10 protein-coding genes are annotated in these 13,457 nt (G+C 70.6%); 4 read left to right on the forward strand and 6 right to left on the reverse strand.

What is annotated here, in order from left to right; translation table 11 throughout:
- Positions 1 to 54: 54 nt before the first annotated feature.
- The 3 genes from VMS22_09835 to VMS22_09845 form a co-directional block, all read right to left on the reverse strand.
- The gene (locus VMS22_09835; GenBank protein HXJ34322.1) at positions 55 to 1,728 is read right to left on the reverse strand and encodes an ammonium transporter; all 1,674 of its coding nucleotides are present in this window, start codon (positions 1,726 to 1,728) and stop codon (positions 55 to 57) included.
- Between the two features lie 38 nt (positions 1,729 to 1,766).
- Complete coding sequence (locus tag VMS22_09840; protein ID HXJ34323.1) at positions 1,767 to 2,105, reverse strand: P-II family nitrogen regulator; 339 nt, start codon at positions 2,103 to 2,105, stop codon at positions 1,767 to 1,769.
- A gap of 530 nt (positions 2,106 to 2,635) precedes the next feature.
- Positions 2,636 to 4,561 carry an NAD(P)/FAD-dependent oxidoreductase gene (locus tag VMS22_09845; GenBank protein HXJ34324.1) on the reverse strand — a complete coding sequence of 642 codons (1,926 nt, stop codon included), beginning with the start codon at positions 4,559 to 4,561 and terminating at the stop codon, positions 2,636 to 2,638.
- 166 nt (positions 4,562 to 4,727) lie between these two features.
- Between VMS22_09845 and VMS22_09850 the strand changes: the two genes are divergently transcribed.
- The 3 genes from VMS22_09850 to VMS22_09860 all read left to right on the forward strand — a co-directional run bounded on the left by VMS22_09850 (position 4,728) and on the right by VMS22_09860 (position 8,886).
- A complete protein-coding gene (locus VMS22_09850; protein ID HXJ34325.1) occupies positions 4,728 to 6,908 on the forward strand; it encodes a hypothetical protein in 2,181 nt (726 codons plus the stop codon).
- An 86-nt stretch (positions 6,909 to 6,994) separates the two neighbouring features.
- Positions 6,995 to 8,263 carry an MFS transporter gene (locus VMS22_09855; GenBank protein HXJ34326.1) on the forward strand — a complete coding sequence of 423 codons (1,269 nt, stop codon included), beginning with the start codon at positions 6,995 to 6,997 and terminating at the stop codon, positions 8,261 to 8,263.
- A gap of 92 nt (positions 8,264 to 8,355) precedes the next feature.
- Positions 8,356 to 8,886: a hypothetical protein gene (locus VMS22_09860; protein ID HXJ34327.1), complete on the forward strand. Its 531-nt coding sequence runs from the start codon at positions 8,356 to 8,358 to the stop codon at positions 8,884 to 8,886.
- A 6-nt stretch (positions 8,887 to 8,892) separates the two neighbouring features.
- Here the strand turns inward: VMS22_09860 and VMS22_09865 are convergent, their stop codons facing one another.
- The 3 genes from VMS22_09865 to VMS22_09875 are packed head-to-tail and all read right to left on the reverse strand — an operon-like array spanning position 8,893 to position 12,448.
- Positions 8,893 to 10,332 carry an NAD(P)/FAD-dependent oxidoreductase gene (locus tag VMS22_09865; GenBank protein HXJ34328.1) on the reverse strand — a complete coding sequence of 480 codons (1,440 nt, stop codon included), beginning with the start codon at positions 10,330 to 10,332 and terminating at the stop codon, positions 8,893 to 8,895.
- A 5-nt stretch (positions 10,333 to 10,337) separates the two neighbouring features.
- On the reverse strand, positions 10,338 to 12,005 hold the full coding sequence (locus VMS22_09870) for a DUF3556 domain-containing protein (GenBank protein ID HXJ34329.1): 1,668 nt from the start codon (positions 12,003 to 12,005) through the stop codon (positions 10,338 to 10,340).
- Entirely contained in the window at positions 12,005 to 12,448 is a 444-nt protein-coding gene (locus tag VMS22_09875; protein ID HXJ34330.1) for a pyridoxamine 5'-phosphate oxidase family protein, read from the reverse strand. The genes VMS22_09870 and VMS22_09875 overlap by 1 nt, the downstream gene beginning before the upstream one ends.
- A gap of 175 nt (positions 12,449 to 12,623) precedes the next feature.
- Between VMS22_09875 and VMS22_09880 the strand changes: the two genes are divergently transcribed.
- Positions 12,624 to 13,436, forward strand: coding sequence for an N-acetylmuramidase domain-containing protein (locus tag VMS22_09880; protein ID HXJ34331.1), 813 nt, complete (start codon positions 12,624 to 12,626; stop codon positions 13,434 to 13,436).
- The last annotated feature ends 21 nt before the right edge of the window (positions 13,437 to 13,457 follow it).

Genomic DNA, 13,457 nt, shown 5'->3' on the forward strand with positions numbered 1-13,457 from the left:
AACAGGCCGGCGGGAGTCCCCGCCGGCCTGCGTCTCGAATTTCGAAGCCGTCGGCTAGTGCGCCTGGCCCGGGTGGATCTGGAAGTCGGGGTAGCCGTGCGCGCCCATCTCTGGACCGTCGAGCCCCTCGAGCTCCGTCTCCGCGCTCACGCGAATCGGCGTGATCAAGTTGCTCACCTTGAACCAGACGTACGCCATGACGAAGCCGAACACGGCCAGCACGATGCAGTCGATGCTCTGCATGATGAACTGGGAGAAGTCGCCGTAGAGGAGCCCGCGCACCCCGTCCGAGCCGTACATCTTCACCATCTCCTCGCGCACGACACCGTTCCAACCCGCGCCGTACTCGCCGGTGGCGAAGATACCGACCGACAGCACACCCCAGAGGCCATTCGTGCCGTGTACGGAGATGGCGCCCACGACGTCGTCGACTCCGACCCTCTCGAAGAAAAACACACTGAAGACGACCAGAAGGCCGGCGATGAATCCGATGATGGCCGCACCCACCGGATTGACGAACGCGCACGGGGCCGTGATGGCGACCAGCCCTGCGAGCATGCCGTTGCAGAGCATCGACGGGTCCGGCTTCAGGCCCTTGAAGCTCAACGCGACATGCGCGCCGATCGCAGCGGTGATGCTCGCGAGCAACGTGTTCACGACGATGAAGCTGATGCGAAGATCCGTGCCGGCGAGCGTCGATCCAGGGTTGAAGCCGAACCACCCGAACGCGAGGATGAACGTGCCGAGGACCACCATCGGGACGTTGTGGCCTGGAAGAGCGTGCGGCTTGCCCTTCGAGTCGTACTTGCCGATGCGCGGGCCTAGGACCATTCCGCCGGCGAGCCCTATGATTCCGCCCATCCCGTGCACTACCCCCGATCCCGCGAAGTCCACCGCGCCGTGCCCGAGCCCCCAGTTGATGCCGCCCTGAGCGAGCCACCCGCCGCCCCACAGCCAGTTCGCGTAGATGCAGTATGGCAGCGCAACCCAGAGGCCGTAGATCAAGAAGTTCTTCCACGCCCAGCGCTCCGCCATGACACCGGTGGGGATCGTGGCGGTCGTGTCCATGAACACCATCATGAAGAAGAAGAGGACCATGACCGCCGTGTCGTTGACCGCGCTGGTGAGGAAGAAACCCTTCGTGCCGAAGAGACCGTACGTGAACACGCTGTTCGTGCCGTCCCCGCCGAGCCCCACGCCGCTGTTCAACACCGACAGGCCGGGGCCGAGCGAGGGATACCACCCTGGCGGTACGGGGCCGTTCCACCAGTTGCCCCAGCCGAGCGCGAAGCCGTAGGCCCAGAAGGCGATGCAACCGAGCGGGTAGATCATGAAGTTCATCGCCGAGGTGTGGGCTGCGTTCTTCGCGCGGCAGAGGCCCGTCTCGACGAACATGAAGCCGGCCTGCATGAACATGACGAGGAAGCCGGTGACCAGCGCCCAGACGTAGTTGATCGCGAAGAGGTTGTGCACGACGCGATCGTAGACGTCGCCGAGGGCGAGGCCGCTCGGCACGTCACCCTTGCCGTCGCCGGCAGGCGTCGCCCAGACACCTGATGCCGCCCCCGTCGGGTCGGGCCAGGTCGGCTTTTCGGCGTCGGCGTTCGTCGCCGTGAAGTACGCCGGCAGCGACGGGGCGTCCTCCGCCCGCGCCACGCTCGCCAGCGCCGGCGCGAGCACCGACGCGAGCAGCAACACTCCGCACGTTCGCTTTGCGAGTTCCATCATGATGAAGACACCCCCTAGTCTCTGCACGTGAGCTGGATTCAGACGGCGTTGCCGCCGCGTTCGCCGGTCCGGATGCGGAGCGCCTCGTCGATGGGAAGGACGAAGATCTTCCCGTCGCCGATGCTGCCCGTCCGTGCGGCCTTCTCGATCACCTCGGTCACCTGGGCGACCTTCGCTTCGTCGAGCACGATCTCGACCTTCACCTTGGGCAGGAAGTCGACGACGTACTCTGCGCCCCGGTAGAGCTCGGTGTGACCCTTCTGGCGGCCGAAGCCCTTCACCTCGGTCACGGTGAGACCCTGCACGCCGGCCTTGGCCAGCGCGTCCTTCACGTCGTCGAGCTTGAAGGGTTTGATGATCGCTTCGATCTTCTTCATCGCGTCACCTCTCCGCCGCCCGGGAGAGCAACGGGGGTGCCAACCTTCGCGGGGTGGAGCGCGATGCCCCCGGCGGTGGGATTCCCACGCCGGGCGGTCGTGGCCGCGCGCGATTTCGGTGCTTCACGCGCGGAGGGGTGCACAAGGAACGGGCGCCCGCGCCCATCCGCTAGGCACTCCGATCCCGGGCCAACCGGCTGGGCTGAGGCCGCGATCCGCTTGACCCGCTCGGCGCGTCGTCGGGGCGGCAGACGGCGCCGCGAAGCTTCTTCGTGTCGGCCAGGACTGAGTCTCCGGCCGCGACCGGGGTCGCGCGCAGGTTCCCGTCGAGCTTCCTTCGCGCCGCGAGGCCGGCGAGGTCGTGGGCGTACGCGATCAGCGCCCGGGTGCTCTGCACAAGACGTCGGCGTGTCTTGCGCAGATCGGAGGTTGCACGGAACGCGCCCGCCCCGTCGTGGTCGCTCAGCTCGACGGCGAGCGTTCGCTCATTTGGGCGAGCGTCGCGACGGCTTCTCCTGGCGAGAGCGGCCTCAACGGAGGTCGTAGTCGCCCGGCCCCGGCGTGCGGGTCCAGGCCCAGTAGTCGACGAGCCGCCAGGGCGAGGTCGTCAGCACGCGGCCACGGGCGTTCTTGTACCAGCTCCCGGTGCCTGCGTGGGACCACACCATCGTGTCGTGGCGTGCGTCGAAACGCGCGGCGTACGCGTCGTGGACGTCGCGCCGGCACTCCATGGCCGAGAACCCTCCGCGCAGCAGCGTCGCCAGGCAGCCGATCACGTAACGGACCTGGCACTCGGAGTGGAAGATGATGCTGCCGGCGTGCGCGAGATTGGTTCCGGGTCCGTACAGACAGAAGAGATTCGGGAAGTCCGGGACGGTGATGCCGAGGTAGGCGCGCGGCTCGTCGCCCCATACCTCGCGCAGCGTGGCACCGCTGCGCCCGGCGATCTCCATCGGCCACAGGAATCGGTTCGCGTGGAAGCCGGTCGCGTAGATGATCGCGTCGACGACGTGCTCCGCGCCGTCCGCGCAGCGCACGCCGCGGGACGTGATCTCCGCGATCGGCTCTACGACGAGGTCGACGTTGTCGCGCTTCAGCGTCGCGAGCCAGGTTCCGTCGTCCTGCAGCATGCGCTTCACGAACGGCGGGTAGCGCGGCACGACCTTGGCGAGCAGCTCCGGGTCGTCGCCGATCTGCTCGGCCATGTACTGCGTGAAGAACTCGCGCATGGCGTCGTTCATGGCGTTGACCGACCGCTCGGGGTGCGGCCACTCGGGGTCGACGACGAGCGACGGCATCAAACCGTCCGAGCCGGGCCAGAAGAGCAGGAAGCGATACCAGCGCGCATAGTACGGCACGTGCCGCAGGAGCCACTTCTTCGCATCGCCGATCTTCGCGTGGTAGCGCGGGTTCGGCACCATCCACGGCGGCGAGCGCTGGAAGACGATGAGGCGGCGCGCCGTCTTGGCGATCTCGGGCGCGAGCTGGAAGGCGCTCGCGCCCGTGCCGATCACCGCGACGCGCTTGCCGGCGAGGTCGTGCTGGTGCTGCCACTCGGCCGAATGGAACGCGGGACCGGCGAACGACTCGCGTCCGGGAATGTCGGGGAGGCGAGGGCGGTTGAGGGCCCCGACGGCGCTGACGATCGCGTTGGCGAGGAGCGTCTCCTCCCGGCCCCGGGATCGGATCCGCAGCTCCCACCGGGCCTCGGCGTCGTTCCAGCGCGCCGCGAGGACCTCGGTGCCGAAGCGGATGCGCGCCCGCACACCGTAGCGATCGGCGCACCGCTCGAAGTAGTCGCGCAGCTCGTTTCGCTGCGAGAAGAACTCCGGCCAGTCGTGGTTCGGCTCGAACGAGTAGCAATAGAAGTGGTTGGCGACGTCGACGCGGCACCCCGGATAGCTGTTCTCGAGCCAGGTGCCGCCGACTCCCTCGTTCTTCTCCAGCACGACGTATGGGATCCGGGCCTGCTCGAGCCGGATCGCGGCCAGCAGGCCCGACATGCCGGCGCCGATGACGACGACGCGCAAGCGCTCACGGCGCTCCGCCGGCACACCGTCCCAAGCGACGCCGCGGGCGTCGGCGCCATCGAGCGCCATCTCCTCCAGGAACATCGGGACGTACTCGTCGGGAACCTCTTCGCCGACCATGAAGCTCATCATGCTGCGAATGGTCGCCGGTGACGGAGGTGGCGGCAGCGTGCCGCCGCGATCGCGATGGGCGCGCAGCGCCGCGAGCGCCATCGACCGCACGGCGGCCCGGTCGGCGTCGGACAGCCCCCCGTCGACGTCGCCCGGCATCGTGCGTTGCGGCCGGATCGGTCCGTCCAGGATCGACGCGTCGCCGGTCAGGTGGACGATCGACATGAGCAGCGTCGGTACGCTCGCGTGCTCGAGCGCGGCGGCGAGGAACGCGTCGTCCTCGGTGATGGGGGCATCGGCGAGCGGTCGATTCATCCCAGGCGCGCCAGGGGCCTACCAAATCCGGCGGGAGAGAGGGAACGGGTGCCGCCCCGCAAGGGGTGTGCGCGTGACGGACCGACGCTTTTGCGACGGTCGGCCCTGCTTTCGCAAGCGTCGGAGCACACTTTTGATCGGCAAGTCCCTTGCAAGGCACGCCGCCATGCCTCGCAGCGGCCGTGCCGCCCGCATCGCGACCCTCGCGCTCGCCCTGGGGCTCTGGCTCCCGGGCGTGGTGTCCGCCGCGTCGACGTGTCTGCACGACTGCCGGGCCGATGCGAAGACCTGCCGGGCGGAGGAGCTGGGCGACGTGCGCGCGTGCGGGAAGCGCGCCCGCGAATGCCGGAAGGCCTGCCGCGTCCGCTTGAAGCGCGGCTTCGCGAACGCGACCGCCTCGGTGTGCGGCAACGGGATCGTCGAGGCCGGCGAGACGTGCGACGGCGGCGTCTGCTGCAGCTCGACCTGCCAGCTGATGCCGGTGGGGACGGTCTGCGGCGACAAGACCGGCAACGACTGCACGCTGCCCGACACCTGCAACGCGACGGGCGTTTGCGCGCCGAACGACATGGCTGCGGGCACGATCGCGCCGACCTTCTGCGCCGACAACAACCCGTGCACCGCCGACCAGTGCAACGGAACCGGCGGGTGCCAGCATCCGCTCCTGCCGTCCGGAACGCTCTGCGGCAGCATCGTCGGCAACGACTGCACGTTGCCCGACCGCTGCAACGCGACCGGCCAGTGCCTCACCAACGACATGGTCGCCGGCACGGTCGCTCCGACGCTCTGCAACGACGGCAACCCCTGCACGCGCGACCTCTGCAACGGCACCGGCGGATGCCAGAACCCGTTCTCGGCGCCCGGCACGCTGTGCGGCGACATGCGCTCGGACGACTGCAACGGGCCCGACCAATGCAGCGGCACGGGGACCTGCCTCGCCAACAACACCCCGCAGGGAACGATCGCGCCGACCCTGTGCGGGGACGCCAACCCCTGCACGGCCGACCAGTGCAACGGCGCCGGCGGCTGCCAGCATCCGCTGCAGCCCGTCGGCTTCTTCTGCGGCAGCACGGTCGGCAACGACTGCACGCTGCCCGACACCTGCAACAGCACGGGCGCGTGCCTGGCGAACAACATGCCGGCGGGCATGATCGCGCCGACGCTGTGCTACGACGGCAACGGTTGCACGCGCGACGTGTGCGACGGCAGCGGCGGCTGCATGCATCCGCCGGAGCCCACGACCATGCGGTGCGACGACGGCGACGCCTGCGGGCCCGACACCTGCAACGGCGCGGGCGGCTGCTCCGAGACCGTCACCACGTGCGGCGACGGCATCGCGAACTGCGGCGAGCAGTGCGATCGCAACGACCACGGGACGTGCGGTGCCACCTCCGGCTGCACGGCGAGCTGCACCTGCTGCCCGAATCTCACCCTGACGATGGTCTCGATGAGCGGCTCGTGCGGCCGCATCAACAACGACCAGAGCGGTACCGGTCGTGACCTGCGTCCCTTCGCGCTCACCGATGCGTTCCTGCACTGCAACACGATGTACCTGGGCGGCGGATCGTCGCGCGCCGATCTGATCCCGCTGCCGGCCGGCGTGTCGTCCGTCTTCCACGTGACGAGCTGCGGCACGCAGACCGCCATGCCACTCGGTGCGTCGACGGCGGCCGAGACCGGCGACGTGGGTCGCTGTACCGCGCCCGGCTGCAGCTTCGGCGCGCCGGTGCCGATGCAGAACACGCTGCGCTCGAACCTGAACGGCTGCTACGTGACGACGATCGCACCGTCGCCGGCGGTGTCCGGCACCCTCAACGCGACCACCGGTGCGCTCGACGTGACCCTGCCGCTTCGCGTCGCCGTGTACCTGAACGGCGACCTCGACTCCGGCACCCCCGGCGTCCAGGAATGCCCGATCTGCTCGAGCGGCGTGTGCCGAGGCGGCCCCAACAACGGCCACTCGTGCACGGTCGACAGCTCGACCGGGACGTCGGTCGACTGCCCGCCGCCCGGAACGCCGGCGGCCACGCTCAGCGTGACGCTCACGCACCAGACGACGAGCACCTCCACGGTGGCCGACTCGCGCGGCGCGTTCTGCCTGCCGTCGCCGGCCCAGGGTCTGCTGGGGCAAGCGACGCGCGGCGCCTTCCGCGGCCGCACGGGGACCGCCCGCTACATCGAGGTCCGTGGCTCGACCTTCGGCGATCTGCGCGACGGCCAGCCGCACACTGGCATCGCCGGCGGGACCGCCTGCGTGTCCGGAACGGGCAACTCGACGGTGGACTCGGGCATGAACCTGCCCGGGCCCGCGGGGCTGTCGATGGGCCTGCAGGCGCAGCTCCGGTGACGTCGCTCGCCGCGTTGAGCTGAACGCCGCGGGCCGGCACACTCCGCGTCGTCGTGGACCTGCGACGCACGATCGACGACGGCCCCATGAGCCCGTTCCAGATCGCGGCCATCGCGATCTGCCTGGTCGTCAACATGCTCGACGGGTTCGACGTGCTCGCGATCGCGTTCACGGCGCCCGCGATCGCACGCGACTGGTCGGTTCCGGACGATGCGCTGGGGCTCCTCTTCAGCGCGGGCCTGGCCGGCATGATGGCCGGCTCCCTCTTCATCGCCCCGTTCGCCGACCGCATCGGCCGGCGGCCCGTGATCGTCGTCTGCCTGGTCGTCCTCAGCGCGGGCATGTGCGCGTCGGCCGCCGCCGCCGACGTCAGGCAGCTCGCCGCGATGCGCGCGCTCACGGGCCTCGGCATCGGCGGCGCGCTCGCGAGCCTCAACACGATCGTCGCCGAATACTCCCCGCTGCGCTGGCGCGACTTCGCGGTGAGCCTCCTGCAGACCGGCTACCCGATCGGGGCCACCATCGGCGGATCGATCGCGGTGGGCCTCCTCGCGTCGTATGGCTGGCGGGCCGTATTCGTCGCAGGCGGGCTCGCGTCGACGATGCTCGTCCCGGTCGTGCTGTGGCGGTTGCCCGAGTCGTTCGACTACCTCGTCACCCGCCGTCCCGACGGCGCGCTCGAGCGCACCAACGCGCTGCTCGCTCGAATGGGCCGCCCCGCGCTCGACGCGCTGCCGGCCGCGGACGCGCGCACGACGCCGTCGTTGCGCGCGCAGGTGGAAGAGCTGTTCTCGCCGGAGCACCGCACGACGACGATCCTGCTCTGGGTGGCGTTCTTCATGGTGATGGCGAGCTTCTACTTCGCGCTCACCTGGACGCCGCAGATCCTGGTCGCCTCCGGCCTGTCGGTCGGGCGCGGCGTGTCGGGAGGCGTCCTCATGAACGTCGGCGGCATCGTCGGCGCCGGGCTCCTCGGCTGGGCGTCGGCGCAGCTCGGCTTGCGCCGCCTCGTCTCGATCTACATGGCCGCGTGCACGGTCGCGTTCGTGCTGTTCGCCGCGCTCGCGGGGAGCCTGCCGGCGCGGCTCGCCGCCGCCGCGATGATCGGATTCTTCATCTTCGGGTCGATGGTCGGGCTCTACGCCATGGCGCCGCGGCTCTACGCGCCGCAGGTTCGGACCACGGCGATCGGCTGGGCGATCGGGATCGGTCGCGGCGGCGCCGTGCTGGGTCCGTACGTGGCCGGGCTGCTGCTCGCGAGCGGCTGGGAGCGATCCGCGTGCTACGTCCTGTTCGCGGTGCCGCCGCTCCTCTCCCTGGCCGCGGTACGATCGCTGCCCGCCTGGCGGACGTGATATCGCGGTCGCGGTCAAATTCCCGACACCGAGTACCTTGGCACCGCATGCGCCGGACCTGGCCCGGGGTTTGCCCATTCCGCCCGCGACGCATGAACGCCACGGTGCAGCCGCTCGCGGAGGGTCTCCACCAGCTGAGGCTCGAGGGTCGCAGCGCAAACCCGCACTGGGTCCTGTCGCCGTTCTCGGGGCTCTCCCGCGAAGGGGTTTCGATCGTCGCGGGACGCGCGACGCGCGGCGACCAGCGTCACTGGCGTGCCGAGTTCGATCTCGATTTTGCCGGCACGGAGACGCCGCCGGCGCGCCTCGACTACGAGTCCATGACCCGGCAGCCCGTGGAGGCCACGGTGGCCGAGGCGCCGCAGCTCTCCCGCTGGGTGATCGCGCGCACGAGCGACGGCAGCCTCGAGCTCACCGTCGAAGGTTCCGACCAGATCGGCTTCCTGGGTCGCCTGCTGGCCAAGCTCTCCGGCGTCGGGCTCTTTCCGGTGGCGATCGAGATCAACACGGTCGCCGGCCGGATCCGGGATCGCTTCGTGCTGCGTGGCATCGGCGGCGCGTCGCCGAGCGCGACCGTCGAGCGCGTGCTCGCGACGATCCTCGATCGAGCGCTCCCGGCCTGAGCGTACTCACAGCGGGGCCAGCGCCCCCGGAAGGCGCGCGAGCCGCCGCAGGGCGCTGCGCGCCGCGAAGTAGCCGCACATGCCGTGGACGCCGCCGCCGGGCGGCGTCGAGGCCGAGCAGATGAAGACGCGCGGGTTCGGCGTCGAGTACGGGTCGAGCCGCGCCACCGGGCGCGTGAAGAACTGCGCCAGGTCGGCGACGCCTCCCGTGATCGCGCCGCCGACGTAGTTGGGGTTGTCGCGCTCGAGATCCGCGGTGCGCAGGACGTGGCGCGCGAGGATGCGATCGCGGAAGCCGGGTGCGAAGCGCTCGACCTGCCGCTCGACGACCGGGGTCAGATCCGCGGTGGATCCGGGCGGCACGTGACAGTAGGCGTACCCCGTGTGCTGGCCTGACGGAGCGCGCGAGGCGTCGAACTGGCTCTGCTGGACGACCAGGACGAAGGGCCGCTCCGGATGCTCGCCGCGCCACACGGCGGCCTCGGCGGCGGCGATCTCGCCGAGCGTGCCGCCGAGGTGCACCGTCGACGCGTCGAGGCAGCGCGGGTCCCGCCAGGGGATGGGGCCGTCGAGCGCCCAGTCGAGCTTGAAGACGCCCGGGCCATAGCGGTAGCGCCGCAGGCGCGCCACGTACGACGCCGGCAGGATCGGCTCGCACACGTCCGCCACCTGCGAAGGGCTCGTGTCGAAGAGGACGGCGCGCGCGGGTGGCAGATCGGCGCGCGATCGCACGCAGCGTCCGGTCTCTATCCGGCCGCCGAGCGCACGGAAGTACGACGCGAGCGCGGCGGCGATCGCCTGCGAGCCGCCGGCGGCGACCGGCCAGTCCTCGACGTGCCCGGTCAGCGCGAAGATCGTGCCGACCGCCGCGGTGAGCGGTCGCTCGAGCGGCAGGATCGAATGCGCCGCGCACCCGGCGAGCAGGGCGCGGGCCCGCTCGCCCCGGAAGCGGGCGCGGAACGCCGAGGTCGCGGGCAGCAGGCCCGGGAGCCCGAAGCGGGCGAGCCGGAGCGGATGTTGCGGGACGCGCAGCGGCGCGAGAAGATCGGCGAGCAGCTCGTGCGGCGCGCGCAGGAACGGCGCGAAGAACGTCTCGTAGGCGCGGGCGTCGGAGCCGAGGTCGCTCGCGGTCTCGCCGAGCGATCGCCGCAGCAGCACGGCCGGCTCGCCGTCGAGCGGATGCGCGACGGACGCGGGCGGATGGATCCACCGGAGGCCGTGCTCGGCGAGCGGCACGCCGCGGAACCACGGTGACAGCACCGCCATCGGATGACACCCGGAGCACACGTCGTGCGCGAACCCCGGCAGCGTCAGCGCCGCGGTCCGGGTGCCGCCACCGATCTCGTCGCGCGCCTCGAGGATCCGGACGGAGGCTCCCGCTCGCGCGAGCTCGATCGCGGCGGCGAACCCGTTCGGGCCCGAGCCGACGATGACGGCGTCGTCCACGGAGGTCAGCTCTCCCCGTAGTCCCAGGGCTTGCGCGTGGCGAGGTCCGACAGCTCCGCGTCGCCCTCCTCGAGGATGCCCCGCTTCGCGTCCACGATCCGCCAGTGCAGCGTCGAGCCGAGGATCGGCTGCGCCTCGACGCAGATGACGCGCAGGTCGCCGTCCTCGAAGCCGCACTGCGCCTGCACGGCGGCGACGAGGCGCTGGTCGGCGAGATGCCCCTCACCGAAGTTCCAGCCGACGACCGACGCCGCGACGACCTCGCCGTCGACGTAGGTGTAGTCGCGGAAGGGGCGTCCGCCGATCGCCTTCGGCAGCAGCATGCCGAGGATGCGGCCCTGCAGGTGCAGGGTGCGGAAGGCGAGCAGCGCGGAATCGGCGAGCACGGCCTGGTCGGCGCCGAGGAAGCGCTCCTGCTGCTCGCGCAGCAACGGCGCGGCGCGCTTGAGCCCCTGGAGTTTCTTGTAGCCGTGGTTGCGGAACAGCCACGCGTTCCACGCCCAGTTGCCGGCGTAGTAGCGCATCGACACCAGGAACGAGACGCGCGACGGCGCGAGGTTGCCGACCAGCGGCAGCACCAGCAGCGCGACCACGAGGTAGAGCGCGAGCGGCCCCGATCCGACCGAGAAGAGGCTCACCTCCGGGTGACCGACGAACAGGAAGAAGGCGGCGTAGATGCTGAGGACGTTCCACTCGAACACGGCCGCGATGGGCAGATTGCTGAGGATGAACCCGTGCAGCAGGAGCGCGAAGCCGATCCCGAGGTAGAGGAGCGGCCCCGCGTGCGTGACGAAGACGAGCGTCAGCGGCGTCGCGAACTCGAGGAACGTGCCCGCGTGCGCCATCGCCTTGGCGAGCCGCGATGGCCGGAGGTCGTCGGGGTACGAGACGAACAGGCGCCGGCGCAGCGCGCCGCTCTTCAGGAGCGGGTTGTTCGCGGTCATGATCGGGACGACGTACCCGAATGCCACCGTGAGCTTGGAGACGCCCGCCCAGAACCAGATCGCGAGCTGCACCCACTTGCACGCGGCGATCCAGGTGCCCGCGGCGAGGAAGCACACGATCATCGCGAAGTGGTGCTCGACGCGCGCGGCGAGGAAGATCGTCTTGTCGCCGAGGCCGCACAGCGGCAGCAGCACGACGATCGGAAGGAGGTGCGCGGCGGTGACCTCCGGCTGCACGAGCGAGCGGGCGAGCGCGGCGACGAGGGCGGCATAGAGGACCACGTCGAGCCCGGTGCGGGTCGTCCCGCCGAAGACGGGCAGATTCGGAAACGGCGCGAGCTTGGTCGTGCCGGGGCGCAGGAAGTGCAGCCATGCCGTGAACGGTGGCCAGATGCGGAGCCCGAGCGGCCCGCTCATGCAGCCGAAGCCCATCACCTCGACGAGGCTCGCCCAGAGGAACGCCTTCTGGAACGCGGTCGGTTCGAAGATCCACGTCGTGAAGCCGGACACGGTGCCGAGCCCCGGCGTGAAGCGGCAGAAGAACATCCACCCAGCGACGAAGAGCGCGAGCTTCACCGCGTGGAAGACGTAGACCGGCGGCGGATACCCGAGGCCCGTGAGCACGTAGGCGTTGGTGGCGATGCGGACGCGTTCGGTGAAGTCCTTCCGTTCCCATTCGGCGGGATCGAGCGGCGCGCCGGCCTCGGGGGCGCTCGCGACCTCGGGCATCAGCCCGCGCCTCCGAACTTCCGGAAGTCGGCGCTCCACCAGCGCTCCGGCCGAAGGCGGACGAGGACCTCGCTCGTGGTGCCGTCCGGATACACCGACGCGAGGTACGCCTCGCCCATCTTCGGGCCGAGGTAGCGCAGCGCCATCTCGCGCGTATCGCGCTCGAAATCGACGACGTCGATGGTGGTCGGCCCCTCGACGCTCACGTAGAGATATGGCGGCCTCTCGGTCTGCACGCAGAGGCTCGCCCGGCCGGCGCGCCTCACAAGCCGCTCCTTTCGGGAGTCGCATCCGGTCGCGAAGCGCACCTCGCCGCCCGGCGCGTAGCGATACCACACGGGGACCGTGAGCGGGCCGCGGCCCTCTTCGGCGATGCTGACGATGGCCACGTGCGTCCCGGCGAGGAACGCCTCGCGCTCGGCGCGGCTCATGGCAAGCGACATCGGAGACCCTCCCTGTGGCCGGCACATATAGCCGAGCGTCGCGCCGCGAAGAACCGGCCGTCGGCCCCGCGTCCAGCGCGACGGACACGACGTCCACCACGCTGGACGGTCCCGCGAGCCGTTGCTGGCCCGGTCGGGCAACGTCCGTGGCACACCCGTTGCTCGGCGAGCCCGCATGGCCACGACCACGTTTCGAGGGCAGGCGAAGAGGCTGGCGAAGGGCGACTTCGAGGCCGCGGCGGCGCGCCTGTTCTGCGACGTGGCGGCCGTCCGCTCCGTCGCCGAGGTCGAGTCCGGCGGGCGCTCGGGGTTCCTTCCCGACAAGCGACCGAAGATCCTCTTCGAGTCGCGGCTGTTCCACGAGCTGACGCGCGGCATCTACGACGCGAACGCGGACATCTCGACCCCGACCTGGGTGCGCAACTACAAAGGTGGCGGCGGGGAGTACACGCGGCTCGCCAAGGCCATCCGCCTCGACCGCACGGCCGCGTTGAAGGCGACCAGCTGGGGCATGTTCCAGATCCTCGGCACGAACCATCGGGCATGCGGCTTCCTCGACGTCGAGTCGTACGTCGACGCGCAGCTCGTCTCGGAGGGCGCGCACCTGCAGGCGTTCGTCGGCTTCGTGGTCACGAACAAGCTCGACGACGAGCTACGCGACCGGCGCTGGGCGGATTTCGCGCGCGGCTACAACGGACCCGGCTACCGGCAGAACCACTACGACGAGAAGATCGCGGCCGCGTACGCCAAGTACACCGCCGGCTGGATGGCCCCCTCGACCGAGGATCTGCAGCGTGCCCTCAACCGCAACGGCGCCTCGCTCGTCGTCGACGGCGTCACCGGTCCGGCGACGCGGGAGGCGATCCGCGACTTCCAGCGCCGCCACGGTCTCGCCGTCGACGGGCTCGCCGGACCCAAGACCCTCGCGGCGCTCGGGCTGTCGGAGACACACGACGCCGTCGAGGTCTCGCGGGTCGTGAACGCATGAACCTCTGCCCAGTGGCCCCCT

This window comes from Candidatus Eisenbacteria bacterium, assembly GCA_035577985.1.
Classification (GTDB): domain Bacteria; phylum Desulfobacterota; class Binatia; order DP-6; family DP-6; genus DATJZY01.

What these genes read in the sequence shown, in the direction of transcription:
- VMS22_09835 (HXJ34322.1), bottom strand. Translation starts at nt 1,728, where the DNA reads ATGATGGAACTCGCAAAGCGAACGTGCGGAGTGTTGCTGCTCGCGTCG.
- VMS22_09840 (HXJ34323.1), bottom strand. Translation starts at nt 2,105, where the DNA reads ATGAAGAAGATCGAAGCGATCATCAAACCCTTCAAGCTCGACGACGTG.
- VMS22_09845 (HXJ34324.1), bottom strand. Translation starts at nt 4,561, where the DNA reads ATGAATCGACCGCTCGCCGATGCCCCCATCACCGAGGACGACGCGTTC.
- VMS22_09850 (HXJ34325.1), top strand. Translation starts at nt 4,728, where the DNA reads ATGCCTCGCAGCGGCCGTGCCGCCCGCATCGCGACCCTCGCGCTCGCC.
- VMS22_09855 (HXJ34326.1), top strand. Translation starts at nt 6,995, where the DNA reads ATGAGCCCGTTCCAGATCGCGGCCATCGCGATCTGCCTGGTCGTCAAC.
- VMS22_09860 (HXJ34327.1), top strand. Translation starts at nt 8,356, where the DNA reads ATGAACGCCACGGTGCAGCCGCTCGCGGAGGGTCTCCACCAGCTGAGG.
- VMS22_09870 (HXJ34329.1), bottom strand. Translation starts at nt 12,005, where the DNA reads ATGCCCGAGGTCGCGAGCGCCCCCGAGGCCGGCGCGCCGCTCGATCCC.
- VMS22_09875 (HXJ34330.1), bottom strand. Translation starts at nt 12,448, where the DNA reads ATGTCGCTTGCCATGAGCCGCGCCGAGCGCGAGGCGTTCCTCGCCGGG.
- VMS22_09880 (HXJ34331.1), top strand. Translation starts at nt 12,624, where the DNA reads ATGGCCACGACCACGTTTCGAGGGCAGGCGAAGAGGCTGGCGAAGGGC.